Origin of the sequence: Cupriavidus sp. SHE (assembly GCF_000812445.1) — a bacterium.
Lineage (GTDB): Bacteria > Pseudomonadota > Gammaproteobacteria > Burkholderiales > Burkholderiaceae > Cupriavidus > Cupriavidus metallidurans.
The window spans coordinates 157,284-178,894 of the sequence record NZ_JWMB01000050.1; the positions used below are offsets into that span (position 1 = coordinate 157,284).

The following is a 21,611-nucleotide window of genomic DNA, read 5'->3' on the forward strand; positions in this document are numbered from 1 at the left end:
TGAACTAAGCTGAGACGCATGACCCAATTGACCGTCAACTCGATTATTTGCGCCGTGAGAATCTCGGCGGGATAGCTATTGAGTTGACAATACGCAATCACAACCCGCCCAGAAGGCGGGTTTTTTGCTTTCTCGGGCTACACGGAGCGCTTGGAAATGAATCAAGAAACGAGCGTAGTCGCCTGTAGCGATACGGCTGCCTTGCATATGGTTTGCGGGAAGATCGCCTCGGGTAAATCCTCACTGACGGCACGCTTGGCCGCCGCCCCTCGGAGTGTTCTGCTGAGCGAGGACAAATGGATAGCATGTCTCTACCCAGACGAAATCCATACGCTATCCGATTACATAAACCGCACAGCGCGCATAAGAACACTTCTTACCGACCACATCGTGTCGCTGCTCTCGGCGGGTACATCCGTGGTTCTGGACTTCCCTTTCAATACCGTCGGCGCGCGGGCGTGGGGCGCCTCATTATTCCGGGCGGCCGGCTGCGAGCATCGACTCCATTATCTGGAGGTGAGCGACGAGATCTGCAAAACCCGCCTAAAGGCCAGGAACCTGTCAGGCGAGCATCCTTTCCAGACATCAGAAGAGCAGTTCGATCAGATAACCAGCTATTTCGTGCCCCCGGCGCACGGCGAAGGTTTCAATCTGATCATCTATGACGAGACTGGGAAGGTCCGTTACTAGGCGGACTCGCGACGTTCGAGTGCCCGGTTAGAGGGGGGCGGTTCGCTCCTGACCGATCGCGGACGTCGGGCCATAGACACCCAAGATCGGGCTTCGGTCGGCCGGTATCGGCCATGAAGCGGTCGGTTGACCCCGCAGTCCAATTTGAATAGCCGAGGTCTCGTCGGCCCTCGCTCAACGACCGGTTTCCGGTGAGCGAATTGGCGGTGGCGCTGCCTCAGCCCGGCCATTTACTGCCGCTCGTCAGTCCAAATACACCTGTCACTCGAACGACCGGTGCACTCCGAAACCTGCCAGTATTTAGCTTGCACGACACCACCTCTTTAGCGCGACCATGGCCATCGAATGCCGCGGAGCGTGAGACCCGGTGCTAGCTTCGTTTCACCCAACCTGCGTAGTTGGGAGACGCCCCAACGGATGCAAAGCCCTTTCAGCATCATTCGGTGAAGTATGCAGCCTGGTTCACGTTCATGAATGCCGGATCAATAAGCTCCAGCAGCACGGGCAATACCTGTCAACCCAAGTCAGGGCTTGACAGTGAGGCGGTCCTGAGGCAGCTCACATCCCCCGGATTGCCGCCATGACGCGAACGCCCAGATTCTGCGTGTTCAAATCTGTGCCCGTCGAACTCCTCAGGCTGACGTTCAACTCGGCCGCAAGAGTGCGCAATACCGGCATTACCGGCTCCACAGAGACGCCGTCCTTGTCAACTTCGATGGTCCCGCTGGCCAGGCGCCGGATAACGAAATCTCCGAACTCCACGGAGGCCGCCGCTGCCGCCGGCTCGTAGCTGATGTCCTCACCACCCGGCATGGCTTTGCACAGGCTGTCGACAGCGTCCAGCGTCGGCTGGCCGCCCCACTGATTTGAAAGGGCGTAGGTGCGCCCGTCGATGCGGAACAAGTCTGCGTCAGAAGTGAAATAGCGGTCCGCATTCTTCCCGATGACGGCCTTGAGGTCAGCCTGGCTGAGCAAACCGTCGGCGGCAAAGCAAAGATTCGGTTTGCCAAGGATCGCGTCCTTGATGCTTTGCACAGGCATGCCGCGTCGAATCGCCGCTGCAACCATTTCGTAGATGAGCCTGCCTTTTGGTAGCTTGAGGTATGACGCGTCGCCGATGTAAAGATCGTAGCGCGTGGTGTCACGACTGCTCGCCCGCACAATATCCTGCTCGACCGACTTCTCGCGGACAGCCACCTGATACTGTTCAGCTTCAGGAAGCGGAATGACCTGGTTCACGTCCAGCAGGATGCGCCCATCGAACACGTGCGGTCGCATCTGGACGCACCGGATGTCCAGCCCCTGCTCGTTGAGCCACAGGACGGCGGTCGTCAATTCCTGAGGGAAGGTGGCAGATGCGAGGACGATGCGCACGGTATCCGAGAGCGCGACGGGCCCCACTTCCTGCCCGAGGAACTCGCGGATGGCCTGCTCCGCATCCTCATCCGAGCCGATCGCGCGCAGGTACTTTCTGTGCGCTTCCACGGCCTGGTCAAAGCGCATCGTGGAGATCATCGCCGCGTAACGTATCGCCTGAAGCTCCATGTGGGCGCCGCTATCGCGCTTGATCTCCACGACGACGAGGCGCGCGTTCTCGTCAAGGCACAGGAGATCGATCCGCCGATTAGCGCCTTCCCAATCGCCAAATTCCTCGGCCAGCACCATCGTCTCAATCCCGGGCGTCACTGTGTTGATGTGCGAGCGCAACGCCCGCTGGATGTTCGCCCGCTCGAGGAGCCCCAGCTTGGCAAACGTCGCCTCGCTGATGGGCGTCAGGGTGTCGTTGGATATTTCGAAGAGGGCCATGTCGGTAGGCAGCGGAAAATGAGACAGAAATGATACGCCCAACACCCCAAAACTCGCCGGGGCTTACGGATTAGACCGTCATCCCATGCTTGCGCTTCAGATTTTCAATGTGCTCGACATCTGTCTCATTGGTTATTGCGAGACGTGCAGCCTCCAAGCGACCAATGCAAAACTGCATGCGATTGAGAGACATGATCTCGGCGGTCTGTTGGTGGATGTGATCGACACCCCCAGAGAGACTAAAAACACCAGGAGGGACTGCAGTTTTGAACTGGGAATCTCCTGTGAAAACCACAACCGACATAATGCAATCGGCAGGAAGAAAGTCGAGCAATTCTTGAACGGCTCGAACGTGCCGATAATTCTGAGAGATTGGGTTCTGGAACTGAAACTTCCGCTTGAACAGGACTTGAGTCCATCTTGCGTGTTTGCCATTGGCGAAAATCCAGCCCTTGTAGTCCTTAGTTTCTATGACGAATACACCGAACCTTGAAACTAGGATGTGGTCAACCTGGGTCGTACCACCTTGCACCTGCAGGGTGATGTGATTCATCAGGTGGTAGTTTGGCGCAGTGAAGTGCCTTCGTATCTCGCGAGAAAGTCGTGCCTCTCCGCGATTCTGAAACGAGAGCGTATGAGAGCGGCTGCGGCCGAACGCAAAGCCAATGGCAAGACCAACTAGAGCGCAGAGTAGCGGTGCCGTAAGAATGCCGGTTCCTAGGATAGCCGTGATGGTCTTGCTCATGGTGGGTGCTTCGTTACCAAGATTGAGATTCGAGCCGCCTGCTCCGAGCCGGGCGAGCTGTGAACTAGTCGCGGCGCGGATTGGGTCGTTTGATGATCCATTCGCCCGATAGAATCCGGCGAACTCGATACCAAAGTAGGCGTAACGCGGTGGCGTGACTTTGCCCGGGCTGCCCTTAGGTTTACATTTGGTGCCATGTGGCGATGAGTGCGCTTGGTATCTGATCTGGTCCAAGACGCATGCACGAGGGGAGAGGGACGATATATGCGGTGGTCGCGAGTTTTTGTTCTGGGTCTGGCAGGGGCAACCGCAGCTTGGCGGTCGGCGGCCGGGTCGAGTTCGGCCAATCTGAGCCACTCGACGAACCACCAAGGATAGCCGCCACTGACTCGGGGGGGCGGGGACTGACCGTCGGTCTGACCATCGTCCGGTGCCGGCGCGAGCGGATGGTGCTGCATCGCCCGTTCCGGGTCGAGCCGGTTGATCTGCCGTTGGCGCTTGACGTGCAGCGGCGCCTGGTGCGGGCGAGGGGGGCGCCTGGCAGCGTGCGGGCAGGCGCTGCGAACCGCCGGTTGTCGCGCTGTGCCTGCACTTCGGCCGCAATCGCCAGTGCGTGCTCCCAAGACGCTTGTTGTCCACGATCGCGACCTGGTCGAACTCCGGGACCGGTATAGGTCGTGTAGGGCAGGGGAGCACCGCCCGCCCACAATTCGGCATGGGGATCGGGGCACTCGGCCACCTCGATGTAGCCATAAAGGCGTTGGCGGCCTCTATGGTGCTGATCTTGTGCAGGCGTAGTTTCTTGCCGTCAGGCTCAGGTCCCCGAGCAAACCAGCCCTCGCTATAAGCCGCTTTTCCGTTACCCTTGTCGTTACGTTATCGCATCGACCGGAGACCGCTTGAAGCCACTCTTTTTCCTGATCCTAGCTCGCGTGCTCGTGCTTGCTGTAGCTGCGGCGTCGCGCGGCCGTCGGCAGAGAGGCACCAACTTCGCCTATGCGCGGCGTCAGTTGATGACGGAGCGCGAAGTCGGTTTTTTCCACAAGCTAAAGGAGTCTTTGCCGCAATCGCATTTGTTCGCGCAAGTCTCCATGTCAGCCATCGTAGATGTGAAGCGCGGAGGCTTGGCCGCGAGGGGGCGCTTTAGCCAAAAGTACGTGGATTTCGTTGTCTGCTCGCCAAATTGTCGAGTTCTATATGTGATCGAGCTGGACGACAAGAGCCACAACTCCGCAGCAGCACAGAAAGCCGACGCGGTAAAAAATGAGATTCTTCTGGCAGCAGGAATTCCGATTAAGCGTTACTCGTCGGTAAAGGTCGACGAAGCAACGCTGGCGCGGGATTCTCAGGAGGCGATCATGGCAGTGGCTGCTGGAGCTGGTGGCGCGAAGCTGCGGCAACCATCTGCTGAAAAACCTGCTGGCGTTCGTATCGATGGACTTTGAGGGCGTCGATTGTCCAGGCCGGGATGGGCCTACGACCGGATTGCCAATCTCGGACTGTTCTGTCGCATCTGCGCAATAGACGGACTAGGTGCTTTCGTTGCAGCCCCGAGGCGTGCTTCTCAAATTCGATCGCACTGACCCAGCGCCTGGACGGATTCTTCATGTCGTCTCCGGCAATAAAATGCCAGCACGTTATCGGCTGGCTTTTGCGTCTTGAATCCCCGTAAACGGGAGCTTGACCCTTGTTTTCCATGACTGCTTAAAACTTGATTCTGTCAAAGCTAAGTTGAAATGTCCGGTGTTCGGCAAAGTTAAAATGTCCGAAAATCAATCGTGAGATTTTGCGGGTATCTGCACCCACTACCGATGACAGACGAAGACTTTGATGCGTACTTGGAAAGCGCTCTGGATGAGCTAGAGGCTAAACAATCCTTGCTTTCAGATGCTTACGGACTTGGCCGCCACGAGCGATTTGTTGTGGACTATGAAAGTTTGACGCTTTCCTTTTTCGAGGGAGAACGCCACTGCGTAACTGCACGGATCCTTCCCATCGCGACGCTTGTGCCCGTTCAGAATAGTCTTCGTTGGGCTTGGGCGAACGAAGTGTTTCCGGAGCCAGTGCGACAGCTTTCCATGGCGGTGAAGGAACCTCATTCGGCTACGGGATTTGATATGTTTGTCCAGGAGGCCATCGAGTGCGACGAGCCCATGGCTTGGGAGATTGCAGCGTTGGCCTGCAAATGCTTGAGAAAGGCAGGGGCTTATCGGATACCGCATCCAACTGCCCACTGCTACGTCCTTATCGAGAGCGTAAGTGCCAGCGCTTTTTAGCTCTGCGTTCCGGTAAGGGGCCAAGGCTCTTGCTGCAAGCGCTGCAGCGCTTCCAGCATGTCGTCATGGTTTATCGAACGCTGGGATTTGGTTCCTGGCGGCCGCCCGCGCTTGCGCGGGGTCCCGTCAGTCCGCGGCACAGATTGGGACCTCCGATTGTCGCGCTTCTCCTGAACGTATTGCGCCAACTGCAGCACGTGCCCGAGGCGCTTGTTGTCCACGATTGCACCTTGGTCGACTTCCGAAAGACGATCGTAGGTCGTGTAGGGCAGGGCAGCGCCATTTGCCCGCGGCTCAATCGTGCCGTCCGGGTAGTGGTAGACATCGATGTAGCGTCCAGCCAGCTTGCGGTGTTCCAGCGTATCGGCCAGCAGGTAGAGCATCTTGTCGTACTGAATCGTCAGGCTCTTGGACACACAACGTGGCTCACGCACGGTGAAGATCAGGTCCAGGTTCTCATCGGATCGCAGCGGACGATGGGCGTTATGGCTGTTGCGCGGCACTTTGGCAAAGCGCGAGTTGTAGTCCGCGATGAACTCCGCCATGAAGGCGTTGGCGGCCTCCATAGTGCTGATCTTGCGCAGGCGTAGTTCCTTGACCAAGCGGTCTTGCAGGGTCAGGTGGGTTCGCTCGACGCGTTCCTTGGCGTGGCTGCCGATAGCGCAGCGCCAAGCGTCCAATCTGGCGCCTCGTTAGGCCGAGAATCTCAGCCGCGCGCCAGACCATCAGGCCGTCGTGCAAGACGGCCTCGATGACCTTGCAACGGTCCAGTTCCCGCATTCCCATGGTGATGGCGTCCGGTCGTGTCATGTCGCGCTCCAGCCAGGCTGTGAGGTACGACATTTCAATCTAGCCCAGGTACGACATTACAACTTAGCCCTTACAGATTAAATGCCAATAATCTATCTTATGTTAAATACTATAGGCACCTGAAATCACGCTTACGATCGGCCGTCCATAGCTGAAATCTTCAAGACGACGATGCCCTCGTCTGTCAGCATCCTGTTGCATAAAGTACAACGACGATAGCGACCTACAGCATGGAGACGCCAATGGAATTCAGCATACCTCCCGTGTCGAGCCTCACGGAAATTGAAGCGATCGAGCGCTCAGACGTCGCGGTTCAGGCATGGAACGCCGCGATTGGTGGCACGGTCTACGGCGCGATTCGCGCTAGCGCCCAGCGGCATGGCGATGCGCCGGCGCTGACCTACATCGATTCGGCCGATGGACCGGCCCGGACGGTGAGCTATCGGGAGCTTTTGGACAACATTACGGCGGCCGCGCGGTTCTTTTCGGAACTGGCTGGCCCGGGCTGTGGGGTGGCCTATATCCTGCCGTCCTTCGTCGAAACGCACTATGTGCTCTGGGGCGCCGAAGCTTGCGGTTTCGCGGTGCCGCTCAACCCCTTCCTTCAGCCAGACGAGATCGTCGATCTTGTCCGTAATTCGGCTGCCGATGTGCTCGTGTTTCCGAAGGGCGAGATCCCTGGCATCGCGGAGCGTGTCGCGGCGATCCGGGCGAATCTTCCGGATGTTCGTCTTGTGGCGGTCGGTCCGGGTGCTGCTCCGGACTTTGCCATCGATTTCAATGCGGTCCTGGCGGACAGCGCCGCGCATGGCGGCGCAACGTGGGAGCCATCGGGCGACAGCGACTCGGTTGTCGCGTATTTCCACACCGGAGGGACGACCGGGCTGCCCAAGCTTGTCGCGCATACCAGCAAGAATCAACTTGCCGCCGCGCTGGGGGCTGCAAGCCTGCTTGGCATGCGCAAGGATGACCGGGTGACCAACGGCATGCCGCTGTTCCACGTTGGCGGGACGATCGTGAGTACCTTGTCGGTCCTGTTGTCGGGGGGCCATATCATCGTGCTCTCGGCTCAAGGACTCCGGAATCCCGCCATGGTGACGGGGATCTGGAAGATCGTCGAACGGTTCGGCATCACGATTTTTGGCGCTGTGCCGACGGCTCTCGGCGCCCTCCTCAACGTCCCGGTCGATGCCGATATTTCATCGATTCGATACGGCCTGACCGGGGCGGCGCCGTGTCCATTCAGCGTGACAAAGCGCTTTGCCGAGGTAACTGGTGTCGAGCTTCACGAGCTGCTTGGCATGACGGAAACCGGCGGTGCGACGGCGGCGGATGCGGCAGGCCAGCGCCCGACAGTGGGTTCCGTGGGCTATCGGCTCCCGTTCACGAGGCTGCGTGTGCGACGCCAAGACGCGGAGCAAGGTCTGGGGGACGATTGCGATCCGCATGAAGTCGGTGTCCTGTTTGTCGAGGGGCCGCATGTTTCGCAAGGCTATCGTGATCCAAGCCAGAATGCCGGGGTGTTTATCGAAGGTGGGCTGAACACCGGAGACCTCGCCTACTTCGACGATGCGGGCAAGCTTTTCATCGCCGGACGCGCAAAGGACCTCATCATCCGCAGCGGCCACAACATCGATCCGGGGATGATCGAACAGGCGATGATGATGCACCCTTCCGTCGCCCTGGCAGCGGCCGTTTCGCTGCCGGACAAGTACGCTGGCGAATTGCCGGTCGTATTTGTCGTGGCAAAGCCTGGCGTCGACATCAATCTGGAAGAACTCGATACCTTTGTCAAAGAGCGGATTGCGGAGCGGCCGGCCTGGCCGAAGGCGATCCACGTGCTGGACCAGTTGCCAACTACGGCCGTCGGCAAGCTGTTCAAGCCTGCCTTGCGGGTCAAGGCCGCTGAGCTACTGCTGCGACCGGCGCTGGAGACAATTGCGTCCAGCGCGCTGAGAGCGGTCGAAGTGAGCGCGGGCGGAAAGCGCGGTCTGCATGTCGATGTGCGACTAGTGGCACCAGATGCCGAGATCGAGCAAGCCGTGAAGGTCCATCTGGAGGGCTATACGTTCACCTGGGCGCTGCATCGCGAGTGATTCCAGGTGGAGTCACCCGCCCTGCTGCTCTACCTCAGGCACGGTGGCTTCGGCTGGTCGATGGATATAGCTCAGGCTTCTTACCGTGGTCGGTGAGAAGCCCAGGTAGCTGGCGAAGGTTCGTGTCATATGTGCGGCGTCCGAGAAGCCGCAATCCTGCGCCAGCGTGCTCAGGCTGCCAGGAGACTGCAGCCTGGCGCATGCGTGTCGGTACTTCCGCCAGAGGGTATAGGTCCGAAGCGGCACGCCTACCTCTTCCACGAAAAGATGGGACAGCCGGCTGACCGAAAGGTCCATCGCTGCCGCCAGCTTGCTCGCGAGATTCGGCTCAGTCCATAGCGTTTCGAATTCCGCCAGCAGGTCCTCTCGGCGCGAAGTCGATTTCGCCCGCAAATGGGGGGAGAAATCCGGCGCCGAAGACAACAGTGCTTCGATGAGCCGGTCGTCCGGCGGGCGAGGCACGGCGCCAAGCAGTTCTCCGCGCAGTGGATCGCGGCAGGCCCGCAGCGGTCCGTCTGGAAGCGCAAGGAACTCCTTGTCTCCCAATGCCTTGCGTGTCGACAGAAAAAGCGGGTGCCCCGGATCGAGACTGAGGCTCAGAAGCTGGCAGTTCAAGGCCTGGATGGCGCGCGGCGCAAGCTCTCGCACGACGAACGCCTGCGCTTTGGGCACCGGCACGTCGTTGATTGAAATGGAGAATGGGGTGTCATCCAGCGAGAGCAGCACGCTGATTGCCGGGCGCCTCACAGGCCCGGACACAAGATCCTGCGTCGTGATCGCGATACTGCGCTCGAACATTGTGATCCGTGCGCTCGGACAGTACGGCGCGGCGGCCGCATTTCCTGTTCGATCCAAGCCTGAGAAGCCAAGTTTCATGTCATGCCGATCCATCAAGGCTCCGAATACGTCGGGATGAACGGGTAGTAATCGACCGTCCCCTGTCTGGCTTGCATGAGCGTGGCTTCCGGGATTTCCGCCCAAGCGCCAGGCAGATCCACCAGAGGCTCGGACAGGATCAGCACGGCGTCGTCGCCCACTGCGGCAATCCCTGGATTCTCCGGATATAGCTCGCGGAGATGTCTAAACGAATTGCTGTGGAACAGCGATCGCGAGTCCCCTTCGCTGGAATACCGCACCGCCACGATCTGATCGCCGTCGGTCGCGCAAATGGTCATGTTCACGGGAAAATCGACCCCATGGCGCCGCCCCACATGTTCCACCAGTCCCACCGTTCTTTGCAGTGCTTCGCGTGGGTCCTGCTCCAGCCCAAAAGTCAGTGCCAGATAGAACATGACCTCCGAGTCCGTGGAGCCTTCGATCCAGCGAAACAGTTCGGGCGCGATCGAAAGCATCAGTTCGCGCCGGACCTCCGGGTACTGACGGATCAGCCCGTTGTGGGCAAACAGCCATCTGCCGTATCGGAACGGATGACAGTTGGTTTCCTGGGCCGGGGTGTCCGTTGCCGCGCGGATGTGCGCGACAAACTTCGCGGCCCGGATGGCGCGCGCCGCCTCGCGCAGGTTGATGTCGTTCCAGGCCGGGTGGATGCAACGGTACCGGAACGGTTCCTCGGAATGCTTGGCATACCACCCCATGCCGAAGCCGTCGCCGTTGGTCGTGGTGTGGCCCAGCCGCGAATGCAGGCTTTGATCGATCAACGAGTGCTGGGCCCGGAACAGCACCGTTTCCAGTTGGATGGGATTGCCCGAGTAAGCCAGCCAGCGGCACATGATGCGTCTCCTTGCAGTCTCATCAGGATAGGCGACGCGCGCCAATCTGTAACAGGCACTATCGAAATGATTCTGGCGTCGTTGGGCGGAGTTGGGCGGCGTTGGCCCGCCCACTCGTACCGTCTGCGTCACCCTGGCAAGAACCGCTTCGCTTCAGTCTGATAGCACCTCCAGGCCCATGCAGGCACCATGGCAGAATGGGAGCAACCGCCCTAGCCTTCCTGGTCGTTCGGATTGACGATCAACGCGGGCACCGTGGACTGCGCCGCGATCTTCGATACCACCGAGCCAATGATCGAGGACCGGAGCGCGCCAATGCCCTTGGCGCCCACAATGATCAGGTCCACGGCATTCTCGGTGGAGAACCGAAGGATCTCCTCCGATGCATTGCCGCGTAGCCAGTGCTCGTGCAATTCGCTCACTCGCCCTTCCAGCAGACCTCTGGCCGATTCGAACACCACACGTGCTTCTTCACGATTCTCGGTTTCAAAATCGACGGCGCTGAAGCCGGTGCGTCCGAGTATCGGCGACACGTGCACCACATGCACGATCAGAGGCTGGGCCAGGCATGTCGTCGATGCGAGCCATGTTGCCGCATGTCGGCTGTAGGTAGACCCATCCATCGCCAGTACGATCGCTGTCATTCAAAGCTCCTTATCGTTCTCGAGTGTCGCAGCGCAAGTGTAATGCCAAGCGGCGAACTTGCCGCGTTGTAAGCGACGTGCAATGCAGGTCTTACACATTCTTACAGCACGCAGGGCTCAACTTGTCTAGCTTTGAAACGCTCCTGCGCGGCATCGCATCAATCAAGTGATGTTGTGTCCTGAGTTTCTCTGGCGCTTGCGCCTCACTGTATCTGCACGTGCCCACAATCATATAGACAATCGGGGCGCGTGAATTCATCGGGTCGGCGGTATCGATCCAGAAGCCTGTTCCGGCGGCGTTGTGACGGCCCGGGGCAACGGCGCATAACAAACAAGCTGGGGGACGAAGCACTGCGCACTGCGCGGGTGGGGATTCGCTCGCGTGGCGGCAGCTTGTTGCCTATTGCTGACCGCGATGGCTTTGGCTATCTCGGGTGGCCCACCTTTTATCCGGAGGCGGCATGGATAAGAAAGTTGACCAGAAGGACTCGGTACCCGCACGGGTCAAACCGTCTCAACACCCACCGCACCACGACTCGCTGATGCAACGGCGCGCGGGCGTGCCAGGCCTGCCCTTGTGGCGGGTGGTGCCTCGGTTGGCCAGCTATGGGATGGTGGTGTTCATCATCTGGGTCGTCCTGTCGGTGATGTTCCCGTACATCTTCACGCGGTCGTCCGAGCGCGCGATCGTAAATAGTCCTGTCACCCTCGTAACCACGCCGGTGGAAGGCGTGGTCACCAAGCAAGTCGTGACGGTAGGCGGCAGCTTCAATGCGGGCGATCCACTGATGGCGTTGCAGAACCCGAATATGGACCGCGCGCTGCTGGTGGAACTGACCGGGAAGCAACTCGATAACCAGAAGCGCCTGGAGGCCGCGAAGGTGAAGCTCGAGGCGGACCAGACGCGCATGGCGTCGACGGGTGGCGATATCAAGCGCTACGCGGCCTCGGCGGATCGCGAGCACGCCTCGCGCGTGCGTGGCATCGAGGCCCGGCTGGCGGTAGCGAAGCAGCAGATCGACGCGCAGGAGGACGTGGTCAATCGCAATCAGGCCATGCAATGGGCGGGCGCGGTCAGTCAGGCCTATACCGATGCGTCCCGGAACCAGCTGACGGTGCTGGCCGGTTCGCGCGATGCTATCCAGGCGGAGCTCGACAGCGCGCGCAACAGCAGCGAAGCAGCGCGTAGCAAGGTGTTCAGTTCAAGCGCGGACGGCGCACTGGGCGCGCTGTCGCAGAAGCAGGATGAGCTGAAGGCCGAGATCACGCAGACGCAGGCCGAGATCACGCAACTGGAACAGTACGGCGCCGAGGTCGACAAGCTCGTGACGGCGGAACAGGAGCGCCTCGAACGGGTCTCCAACCTCGATATCAAGGCGTACGCGAGTGGCATCGTCGAGGATGTGCTGACGCCACCCGGCACGCGGGTTGCCGCCGGCGCCACGCTGATGCGCACCACCAACTGCAGCCAGCCCAACGTCGTGGCCGTGTTCCCGCGCAGCCTCAGCAAGGATCTGCTGCCGGGCGCGAAGCTGACCGTGCTGGTCGATGGTGTTCCCACGCCGCAGCCGGGCACCGTCGCAGAGATCATGCCGCGTGCCCCGGAAGGCGATCAGGCGCGCTACTTCGTTCCTTTCCCGCCCATCGAGAAGAACGAGATTTACCTGATCGCGAAGCTCAATAAGCCACTGCCCGACCTGCGCAACCGCGGCAGTGGCAGTACCGATCGGTGCGCGCTTGGCCATTGGGCCAAGGTCAGCCTCGATCGCCCGTGGTTCACCCGCCTGATCTGACCAGAGCCTATCCGGTTTGATCGAGCAGGCGCGAAGCCACTCACGCAACGCCCGCAGGAAGGAGACAACCGTGCAGCGTCATATGTCAAAGGGGTTGACAGCCGGGGGCATCCGGCTGGCTACTTGCCTCGCCACATCATGCATTTTGGCCACATCGCCCACCTTTGCGGCATCGTCTGCCGACGCCCGCACGCAACTGCGCGATAGCGGTTGCCAGACGTTGGCGCAGCGCGTGACGGCCATTCCGGGCTCGGGTCCGATATGGCTGGCCAGCTACGAGCCAGCGCCCGGTGGCGAGCCGTTGCCGGCGCCGCTGCGTCAATCGGCTTTCGTCTACGACAACGCGCTGGCCGGCATCGCACTGATCGCCTGCGGCCAGCGCGATGCGGCGCGGCGTATTGCCGATGGCGTGCTGGCGGGGATGAGCCGCGACCGCCACTACCATGACGGCCGCCTGCGCAATGCCTACCGGGCGGGCGCGATACCTAACGGGCCTGTGCCATTGCCTGGCTGGTGGGACGACGCCAGCAAGCGCTGGTTCGAGGACCGCTACCAGGTGGGCACCGCCACGGGCAATGTCGTCTGGGCCGCCCTGCTTCTGCTGGCTACATATGAGGCCACGCGCGCGCCCGCCTATCTAGACGGGGCCAAGGCGCTGATGGGATGGGTCGACAAGGAAACCTTCAACGCGGACAGTCCCGCCGCATATATCGGCGGGTACTTCGGACACGAGCCGAATCCCGAGCGCCAGGGGTGGAAATCTACCGAGCACAACGTCGATGCTTATGCCGCGTTCCGCTGGCTGGCCAGATACAGCAATGATCCGCGCTGGAACACGGGCGCGGAGCGGGCGCGGCACTTCGTCGAGAGTATGTGGCAGTCGCGCGAGGGGCGCTTCGCGATCGGCACCCGCGATGACGGCCGGACGCTGAACGGTGGGCCCTCGGCGCTCGATGCATCGCTGTGGCCGTTGATTGCCATCCCGGATGCGGCCGGCACCTGGCAGCGCTCGATGGACTGGGCACGCACCCGGCATGCCGTCAATGGCGGATTCGGCTTCAAGGCCGATCCCGATGGCGTTTGGACGGAAGGCACCGGCCAGGCCGCGCTGGTGCTGCTGGCCACCAACCATGCCGATGTCGCGGGTCTGCTCTGGCCGCTGTTGTTGTCGCAGCGCGCGCCAGACGGAATGCTCTTCGCCACGCCCGAGAAACGGATTCAAACGGGGCTGTCGATCGGACCTGATTCGAAGACCGAGGACTTTTACTACTTCCACCTGCCCCACCTTGGCGCCACGGCCTGGGCCGTATTGGCCGCCTCGGGCTGGAATCCGTTCCAGCCGGGGGGATGCCGCGCGAACTGCGCAGCCACGACGGCGTCCGTCAGTGGCCCGGGCAATGGTCTCGCCAACGCACCCAACGAGTCACGATAGGAGTAACGATGTTTGCCGAGTATCTCGATGGTCGTATGCTCATGCAGATCAATGCGGGCGCATTCCTGATCGCACTGCTCTGCCTGCGCGGCGACCGGCAGCGCACCCTGGACCGCTGGCTTTTCGGCGCCGCGGCCGGCGTGCTGCTGCTGGTCTATTACGTATGGCGGTTCACCGACACCTTACCGGAATGGCGCATGGACTTCCCGAGCCTATGGGCGCATGCGTTCTTTGGCTTCGAGAGCCTGACCATCGCGTACACGCTGATCTCGATCGTCATCATGACCCGCACGTCCGATCACAGCGCCGAGGCTGACGCCGGCGAGGCCGCGTTGCGACGCGGGCGGGAAGCGCCGCCGGTGGACATCTTCATCGCCACGTACAACGAAGGCCTCGACGTGCTCGAGAAGACCATCGTTGCCGCGCTGGATATCGACTATCCGAACTTCCGCGTCTGGGTGCTCGACGACACCCGTCGTGACTGGCTGCGCGAGTTCTGCGATCAGGTCGGGGCACGCTACGTTACCCGGCCAGACAACGCCCACGCCAAGGCCGGCAACCTGAACAACGGCCTGCGGCACAGCGCGGAACTCGATGGTGGCGCGCCATTCATCATGGTGCTTGACGCCGATTTCGCACCCAACCGGAATATCCTCCTACGCATCGTCGGGCTGTTCGACGATCCACAGGTCGGCGTGGTGCAGACGCCCCAGTTCTACTACAACGCCGACCCGATCCAATACAACCTTCGCTCCACGGAGTGCTGGGTGGACGAGCAACGCGCATTCTTCGATGTCATGCAGCCGTCGAAGGACGCCTGGGGTACCGCGTTCTGCATCGGCACATCGTTCGTCGTGCGCCGCGAGGCGCTGGACCGGATCGGTGGCTTCCCGATCGGCACCGTGACGGAAGATATTCACCTGACCTACAAGCTGATGCCGCATGGCTATATCACGCGCTGGCTCAATGAGCGCCTGAGCGTGGGCCTGTCGGCGGAGGGCCTGCCTGAATACATCAGCCAGCGCAGTCGCTGGGGACTGGGCACCATCCAGGTGGCGCTCACCGCCGACGGGCCGCTGCGCGGACCCGGCTACACGTTGCGCGAACGCCTGCACTATGTGCACGGGCTGCTGCACTGGTTGAGCCGCCCGTTCACGCTGATGCTGCTGGCCGGGCCGCTGCTGTACTGGTACTTCAATGTGCCGACGCTGTACGGCGAGCCGCTGCAGTTCCTCGCGTTCGGCGTGCCGGCGTTGCTGCTCTACTGGGCCTATAGCATCTGGATCACAGGCGCGCGTGCGATGCCGATCTTCACCGAGGTCACACAGATCGTGGCGGCCATGGCGGTTTCCGCAACGCTGGTCAGTGCCATCTTCAAGCCGTTCGGCAGGCCGTTCAAGGTCACGAACAAGGGGCTGGACCGTTCAAAGCTGGTCGTCCACGGCAAGTTCGCCGCGTTCTATGGCGCACTGTTTGTTCTGGCCGCCATGGGCCTTGGGCGTGCCGTGGCCGCCGACGGCACGGCCAGCGGTGTGGTCTTCAACATCGGATGGACCGTGATCTCGATGGTCCTGTACCTGGCCTCGTTGCTGGTCTGTTTCGAGCTGCCCCGGCCGCGCAAGGAAGAACGCTTTCCGCACCGCGAGCGTGCTCGGCTTTGCATCTACGGCAGCGACGGCTTGCCACGTGAATTCGATGGCGTCACGCAGGACATGTCGTGCAACGGGATCGGTCTGATCAGCGATGCTGCCGGTCGGGTGGAAGCTGGCGCCACGGGCGCGGTCTGGCTCTCCGAACTGGGCTGGGTGACCTGCCGCGTGGCGCGCACGCAAGGCCATCTGCTAGGCATCGAACTGTTTCCGGACATGGCAGGACGCCATCGGCTGATCCGGATGCTGTTCGGCGAACCGGCTCACAACATCGCGAATCGTGGCCGCCCGCGTGTGGCCATCGTGCAATTGCTGCGTCGCGCATTTACCGGATGAACCATGAAAAGAAAGCCAACCTCCCTGATTCGCCCGCCGCGCTGGACCCCTGCCCTCCTCGTGCCGCTGGCGCTTGCTGCCTGCTCGCTGGAACCCACCTACCAGCGTCCGGAGTCACCGGTACCGCAGGCTTACCCGACCGGCCCTGCCTATGAAAGCGCCAACAAGGGGCCCGCAGGCCAGGCGCAGCCGGAACAGGCCACGCCCGCCGCGAGCCTTGGCTGGGAGGACTTCTTTACCGACCCACGCCTGCGCACGCTGATCGGGCTGGCGCTGGCGAACAACCGTGACCTGCGTATCGCGACGCTGTCGATCGATCAGGCGCGCGCGCAGTACCGGATCCAGCGTGCCGCGCAGTTTCCAGCGATCAACGCCAATGCAGGCTTTGCCAGTACCCGGCTGAACAACGATCTGCGCGCGCCCGGACAGGACGCCGTGATCAATTCCTGGACCGCGGGCGTAGGCTTCAATGCATTCGAGCTCGATGTGTTCGGGAGGGTGCGCAGCCTCAAGCACGAGGCGCTGGAGCAATATCTGGCGATCGAAGAGGTGCGGCGCAGCGCGCAGATCAGTCTCGTGGCGGAAGTGGCCAGCGCCTACCTGACATGGCAGGCCGACCAGGAACTGCTCAGGCTGTCGAAAGAAACGCTCAAGGTCCAGCAGGATGCCGCGCTGATGATCAGCCGCAGCAAGAGCGCGGGGGGCATGGCGGAGATCGACATGCATCGCGGGCAGACCCAGGTGCAGACCGCGCAGGTGGATGTGGAGCAGTTCACGCGACAGGTGGCGCAGGACGAGAATGCGCTGGCGTTGTTGATCGGCGGCCAGCTACCGGCGGATCTGCCGCCCCCGCAGCCGTTCGCGAATAGTTCGTATGTGGCAGAGTTGCCCGCCGGGGTGCCATCGACACTGATGGAGCAACGGCCGGACATCATGGCGGCCGAGCACCAGCTCAAGGGGGCCAATGCCAACATCGGCGCGGCGCGGGCGGCCTTCTTCCCGCAGATTTCGCTGACGGCCACCGTCGGCGTGGCCAGCACGGCGCTCGCCTCGCTGTTCACGGGCGGCATGGCCTGGGCGTTCGCGCCGCAGATCACACTGCCGATTTTTAACGCCGGGGCCAACCAGGCACGACTCGATATCGCCACTGTGCAGAAGGACATCAACGTGGCGGCTTACGAGAAAACGATCCAGGGTGCGTTCCGGGAAGTTGCCGACGGCCTGGCCGCGCGCGGCACCTACGACCGGCAGACCGTGGCGCAGGAAGCGCTGACAAAGGAAGTTTCCGAAACCAAGCGGCTGGCGGAAATCCGCTTCAAGAACGGGGTGGATGACTACTTCCCGGTGTTCGATGCGCAGCGGCAACTCTACGATGCGCAGAAGAAGATGGTGACGATCGAACTGGCCAGACTCACCAGCCGCGCAGGCCTTTACAAGGCGCTGGGCGGCGGGTGGTCGCAGCAAACGGTAGCCAGCCTAGATCATCCGGCGAAGTAGCCGGTCCTTCAGGACAAACTGGTGCCACAAGGCGGCTGCGGCGTGCAGGCCGACGAAGATGTACACGATCGTGGCGCCAGTTTCGTGAATCTCCTTCGCGAGCTTTGAGTACGGCTCGTTGATCGCGAGCGGCAGCGCCAGCTGGAAGCCGTAGACCGGGATGGTCCTGCCCTTCCAAGCCACCGCCAACATGCCGAGCACCGGCATGGCCAGCATCAGCACATACAGCACGAAATGCATGGCGCTTGCCGCGCGGTCCATCCATCGTGGGTCCCCTGCCGGCGGCGGAGGAACCGGTTGGCTCACTCGCACCAGCAGACGCAACAGCATCAACACCAATATCGTGATGCCTGCGGACTCATGAATCGCCATCATCGCGGCCCGCTCGGTGCTGCCCTTCGGGAACACGTCGCGAAATTCCACCGCCGCCACCGCGACCACGGCGCCCAGGAACACCAGCCAGTGCAATGCGCGCATGGCCAATGAGTATCTGGGCTGGAAGGTCAGGGAGAGGGTATCTGGGGATGTCAAATGCATTCTTGTCCTCTTTTGTTCCAACAGAACAATTCTGCGCGTCATGTCTGTCCGGAATCAATCCTCAATACCGCTCCCGGCTTGTGACAGGTCAACGGCAAAGCGTTGACTTCAGCAATGAAGCAAGCGTCACAGCACATCTTCCGGGCACCCTCTCGTTTTCCCCGACTGTCCCAAGATGCAAAAACGTTGTCCCGAATGATCAAACCGTGGGCTGCGAATCCTAGATACTTCGCCGGTCACGACCCGACGCTGTCATCACGATGTCACGGGTCATTTAGGAGGCAGACATGCACGGATACCGTTCCACCCTTGCGCCAATGGCAGGCGCGCCTGCCAAGGCCAGGCTGTCGCGATATTACCCGTGGCTGGTCTTCGCGCTGAGCTTTGGGTTGCTCCTCTCGGACTATATGTCCCGGCAGGTTTTGAATGCGCTGTTCCCAATGCTCAAGCTCGAGTGGGGACTCAGCGACACCGAATTGGGCGCCTTGGGCGGCGTCGTTGCGTTGATGGTGGGGGTACTGACCTTCCCGCTGTCGATCCTTGCTGACCGTTGGGGCCGCGTGCGCAGCCTGACGCTGATGGCGGCGCTTTGGAGCCTAGCCACGCTCGGTTGTGCGCTGGCCAATTCCTTCGGCGAGATGTTCCTCGCACGGCTTTGCGTTGGTATTGGCGAGGCTGCCTATGGCAGCGTCGGCATTGCCGTGGTGGTCTCGGTATTCCCCCGGCACCTGCGTGCCAGCCTCAGCGCAGCCTTCATCGCCGGTGGCGCATTCGGCTCGGTACTGGGCATGGGGCTGGGCGGCGTGATTTCCGCCCACTTCGGATGGCGCGTTGCGTTCGCCGGCATGGCGCTCTTCGGCCTGATCCTGGTGGCGCTGTACCGCCTGCTGATTACTGAGAAGGGCCTGCTGGCCCGCCGCCAGGAACTTGGCGAGGACGTCTCCGCCAGCCAGACGCAGGCCAAGCTGGAGCTTCGCCCGCTGGTCTCCGCGCTGTTCTCCACCCGATCGATTCTCTGCGCCTATGTGGGCAGCGCGCTGCAATTGTTCGTCATGGCTTCGATGCTGGCCTGGCTGCCGAGCTACTTCGGCCGCTATTACGGCATGAGCGGCGCGCAAGCCGGCCTGACTGCCGCCGCTTTCGTGCTGATTGGTGGCGCCGGCATGATCATGTGTGGGGCCTTCACCGACTGGATTGCCCGTCATATCCCGACCCGCAAGTGGATCGTGGCCATCGCCTACAGCGTGCTGTGCTGCGTGCTGCTGGGCGCAGCCTTCCAGTTGCCGCCGGGCACGGCCCAGCTCGTGCTGATCGGCGCCGGGATGCTGCTGGCAGGCGGCACGGCCGGCCCCGCCAGCGCTGCGGTGGCCAACCTGACCTCGCCGGCGATTCATGGCTCCGCGTTTGCCACGCTCACGCTGGTCAACAACCTGCTTGGGCTCGCGCCGGGTCCGTTCTTCACCGGCCTGATCGCCGATCACATTGGCCTGCGCGGCGCGCTGCAGTTCCTGCCGCTGGTTGGCTTGCTGGCCGCCGTCTGCTTCGTTATCGGGCGTCGCACCTACAGCGCGGATGTACACCGCCTGGAGCGTATGCGTGCCGCCGCCGGCAATAGCTGACCCCAACACCACTTACCCGTTTTCGCAATGGACTTTCTGGCTGACACCACCGTACTGTTCGTTCCCGGCTTGCGCGACCACGTGCCCGAGCACTGGCAGACCCTGCTTCAGGCGCAGATTCCCAACTCCCGATCGGTACAGCCGCTCGAGCATGACAAGCTGAGCCGCGCGGCACGCGTGGCCGCGCTGGACGAAGCCCTGGCCGAGATCGATGGCCCCGTGGTCCTCGTCGCGCATAGCGCCGGCGTGATGATCACCGTCCACTGGGCGGCCCAGCATCACCGCAAGATCCGCGCCGCGCTGCTCGCCGCGCCGGCCGACCTCGAGAACCCGATGCCCGCCGGCTATCCCACCCACGCCACGCTCGACGAGCACGGCTGGCTGCCGATTCCGCGTCGCCCCCTGCCCTTCCCCAGCATTGTTGGCGCCAGCCGCAACGATCCGCTGGCGCGCTTCGATCGCGTGGAGCAGATGGCGCGCGACTGGGGCAGCGAACTGGTCGATCTCGGCGAGGTCGGCCACCTGAACCCCGCCGCGGGCTACGGCGAATGGCCGTACGCGATGACGCTCGTGGAGCGCCTGATGCGGGGCGCCTGACCATGTCCGAGGCACATCGATTTTTGTTTTGTCCACAGAAGTAACCGCAGTAACCATTTCCGACGGGAACCCCCCAAATAGCAATCGAGAAAAAAGAGAGGAGATTGACCTATGAAGCTCAAGGGCATGGCCTTGGCCGCACTGCTCGCCTGTACCGGCAGCGCTTACGCGCAGTCTGCCGTTACGCTCTACGGCGTGCTCGACACCAGCCTGGAATTCGCAAACCATGTGGCGCCTTACTCGGCTGCGGGCTTTACCGCGAATCCGGGTGCCGGCAGCAACGTGTTCCGCGTGAACTCCGGCGGCCTGTCTGGTTCGCGTTGGGGTCTTCGTGGTACCGAGGATCTCGGCGGCGGCCTGAAGAGCATCTTCGTGCTGGAAAGCGGCATTTCCGTCGATAACGGCACGATGCAGCAAAGCAACCGTCTGTTCGGTCGTCAGGCCTTCGTCGGTATTTCGCACAACACCTACGGTCAGATCACGCTGGGTCGCCAGTACACCTCGCTGTTCGTGGCGATGGCCAACTTCATGCCGACGGCGTATGCCACGCAGTATGAACCGGCGGCATTCATGGCCGGTAACAACTTCCGTGAAGACAACACCATTGCCTACACGGGCGTGTTCGGTCCGGTGACCGCGCTGGCCCACTTCTCGTTCGGCGCCGGTGTGCCGAACCTGGCGATCCAGGGTGGTGCAAGCGCCTTCGGTGGCAATGGTGAAGTCCCGGGTGCATTCCGCCGCGACAGCGCCTTCGGCGGCGCATTCACGTACTCGGCTGGCCCGTTCGGCGCAGCGATTGCCTATGACCAGTGGAACCCGTCGGTCAACAACGCCGCAGGCGTCTACCAGGGCACCACTGCCACGCTGAAGAAGGCTTCGGTGGCCGGCAGCTACGCCATCGGCCAGGTCGCCAAGATCATGGCTGGCTACCGTTGGGGCAAGGTCGAAAACAACGGTACCGGCGCCCAGCTTCAGCGCGACGACTACTACTGGATCGGCGCGAACTATCAGGTGACGCCTGCTGTGGGCCTGACGCTGGAGTATGACTACGACAACCTCAAGCGCGACTACTTCAACAACACCCACGCACCGAATCCGTGGCAGATCGCCTTCGTGGCGGACTACAGCTTCTCGAAGCGTACCGACGTGTACCTGAGCGCCGCATACGCCAAGAATGCCGGCCTGACGCTGGACGCCGCGAACACGAACCAGCTGGCCACGACCGGCGCCACCGGCAACAGCTACATTCTCGGCACCGGCCAGAGCAGCATGGTGGGTGTGAGCCTGGGCCTTCGCCACAAGTTCTGACGCGATTCCGATTGGTTCTACTGGCGTGAATCGGCCAGGCGAGTTT

17 protein-coding genes and 1 pseudogene are annotated in these 21,611 nt (G+C 61.8%); 11 read left to right on the top strand and 7 right to left on the bottom strand.

The genetic code is table 11. The annotated features are described in order from the left end of the window. The first annotated feature begins 156 nt into the window (after nucleotides 1-156). Nucleotides 157-690, top strand: coding sequence for an ATP-binding protein (locus RN01_RS24625; protein WP_024570279.1), 534 nt, complete (start codon nucleotides 157-159; stop codon nucleotides 688-690). 558 nt (nucleotides 691-1,248) lie between these two features. Here RN01_RS24625 and RN01_RS24630 read toward each other — a convergent pair. Both RN01_RS24630 and RN01_RS24635 read right to left on the bottom strand, forming a co-directional pair. Further along, complete coding sequence (locus tag RN01_RS24630) at nucleotides 1,249-2,496, bottom strand: hypothetical protein (RefSeq protein ID WP_017515289.1); 1,248 nt, start codon at nucleotides 2,494-2,496, stop codon at nucleotides 1,249-1,251. A 70-nt stretch (nucleotides 2,497-2,566) separates the two neighbouring features. Beyond that, on the bottom strand, nucleotides 2,567-3,241 hold the full coding sequence (locus RN01_RS24635; protein WP_017515290.1) for a nuclease-related domain-containing protein: 675 nt from the start codon (nucleotides 3,239-3,241) through the stop codon (nucleotides 2,567-2,569). An 899-nt stretch (nucleotides 3,242-4,140) separates the two neighbouring features. Between RN01_RS24635 and RN01_RS24640 the strand changes: the two genes are divergently transcribed. Both RN01_RS24640 and RN01_RS24645 read left to right on the top strand, forming a co-directional pair. Continuing rightward, nucleotides 4,141-4,686, top strand: a complete 546-nt coding sequence (locus RN01_RS24640) for a DUF2726 domain-containing protein (RefSeq protein WP_024570281.1) — start codon at nucleotides 4,141-4,143, stop codon at nucleotides 4,684-4,686. A 366-nt stretch (nucleotides 4,687-5,052) separates the two neighbouring features. Continuing rightward, nucleotides 5,053-5,517, top strand: coding sequence for a DUF6882 domain-containing protein (locus tag RN01_RS24645; protein ID WP_017512475.1), 465 nt, complete (start codon nucleotides 5,053-5,055; stop codon nucleotides 5,515-5,517). On the opposite strand, the pseudogene RN01_RS24650 reads toward RN01_RS24645, so the two are convergent. After that, nucleotides 5,514-6,182, bottom strand: a pseudogene (locus tag RN01_RS24650) (ISNCY family transposase); the annotation flags it as partial. The gene RN01_RS24645 and the pseudogene RN01_RS24650 sit on opposite strands and share 4 nt — an antisense overlap. A gap of 387 nt (nucleotides 6,183-6,569) precedes the next feature. On the opposite strand from RN01_RS24650, the gene RN01_RS24655 reads away from it, so the two are divergent. Then, nucleotides 6,570-8,423 (top strand): AMP-binding protein, encoded by a 1,854-nt coding sequence (locus tag RN01_RS24655; RefSeq protein WP_017512488.1) that lies wholly within the window; start codon nucleotides 6,570-6,572, stop codon nucleotides 8,421-8,423. A gap of 12 nt (nucleotides 8,424-8,435) precedes the next feature. Here RN01_RS24655 and RN01_RS24660 read toward each other — a convergent pair whose 3' ends face one another. The 3 genes from RN01_RS24660 to RN01_RS24670 all read right to left on the bottom strand — a co-directional run bounded on the left by RN01_RS24660 (nucleotide 8,436) and on the right by RN01_RS24670 (nucleotide 10,797). Further along, on the bottom strand, nucleotides 8,436-9,314 hold the full coding sequence (locus tag RN01_RS24660; protein WP_024570282.1) for an AraC family transcriptional regulator: 879 nt from the start codon (nucleotides 9,312-9,314) through the stop codon (nucleotides 8,436-8,438). Beyond that, nucleotides 9,314-10,153, bottom strand: a complete 840-nt coding sequence (locus RN01_RS24665) for a class II glutamine amidotransferase (protein ID WP_024570283.1) — start codon at nucleotides 10,151-10,153, stop codon at nucleotides 9,314-9,316. The genes RN01_RS24660 and RN01_RS24665 overlap by 1 nt, the downstream gene beginning before the upstream one ends. 212 nt (nucleotides 10,154-10,365) lie before the next feature. After that, nucleotides 10,366-10,797 (bottom strand): universal stress protein, encoded by a 432-nt coding sequence (locus RN01_RS24670; protein WP_008644762.1) that lies wholly within the window; start codon nucleotides 10,795-10,797, stop codon nucleotides 10,366-10,368. Between the two features lie 461 nt (nucleotides 10,798-11,258). Here RN01_RS24670 and RN01_RS24675 point away from each other — a divergent pair, with 461 nt between their 5' ends. From RN01_RS24675 to RN01_RS24690, 4 genes are all read left to right on the top strand, one after another. Beyond that, complete coding sequence (locus RN01_RS24675) at nucleotides 11,259-12,590, top strand: HlyD family secretion protein (RefSeq protein WP_017514482.1); 1,332 nt, start codon at nucleotides 11,259-11,261, stop codon at nucleotides 12,588-12,590. Between the two features lie 70 nt (nucleotides 12,591-12,660). Next, the gene (locus RN01_RS24680; protein WP_024570284.1) at nucleotides 12,661-14,022 is read left to right on the top strand and encodes a hypothetical protein; all 1,362 of its coding nucleotides are present in this window, start codon (nucleotides 12,661-12,663) and stop codon (nucleotides 14,020-14,022) included. Between the two features lie 8 nt (nucleotides 14,023-14,030). Continuing rightward, entirely contained in the window at nucleotides 14,031-16,007 is a 1,977-nt protein-coding gene (locus tag RN01_RS24685; protein WP_024570285.1) for a glycosyltransferase, read from the top strand. Nucleotides 16,008-16,010: 3 nt separating this feature from the next. Continuing rightward, nucleotides 16,011-17,504 (top strand): efflux transporter outer membrane subunit, encoded by a 1,494-nt coding sequence (locus RN01_RS24690; protein ID WP_024570286.1) that lies wholly within the window; start codon nucleotides 16,011-16,013, stop codon nucleotides 17,502-17,504. On the opposite strand, the gene RN01_RS24695 is transcribed toward RN01_RS24690, so the two are convergent. Then, nucleotides 17,484-18,041 carry a cytochrome b gene (locus RN01_RS24695; RefSeq protein WP_051069101.1) on the bottom strand — a complete coding sequence of 186 codons (558 nt, stop codon included), beginning with the start codon at nucleotides 18,039-18,041 and terminating at the stop codon, nucleotides 17,484-17,486. The genes RN01_RS24690 and RN01_RS24695 overlap by 21 nt on opposite strands. A gap of 287 nt (nucleotides 18,042-18,328) precedes the next feature. Between RN01_RS24695 and RN01_RS24700 the strand changes: the two genes are divergently transcribed. From RN01_RS24700 to RN01_RS24710, 3 genes are all read left to right on the top strand, one after another. Next, nucleotides 18,329-19,660, top strand: coding sequence for an MFS transporter (locus RN01_RS24700; RefSeq protein ID WP_024570288.1), 1,332 nt, complete (start codon nucleotides 18,329-18,331; stop codon nucleotides 19,658-19,660). A 27-nt stretch (nucleotides 19,661-19,687) separates the two neighbouring features. Beyond that, nucleotides 19,688-20,257 carry an alpha/beta hydrolase gene (locus RN01_RS24705; RefSeq protein WP_017513848.1) on the top strand — a complete coding sequence of 190 codons (570 nt, stop codon included), beginning with the start codon at nucleotides 19,688-19,690 and terminating at the stop codon, nucleotides 20,255-20,257. 111 nt (nucleotides 20,258-20,368) lie between these two features. Continuing rightward, nucleotides 20,369-21,565 carry a porin gene (locus RN01_RS24710; RefSeq protein WP_017513849.1) on the top strand — a complete coding sequence of 399 codons (1,197 nt, stop codon included), beginning with the start codon at nucleotides 20,369-20,371 and terminating at the stop codon, nucleotides 21,563-21,565. Nucleotides 21,566-21,611: the final 46 nt, after the last annotated feature.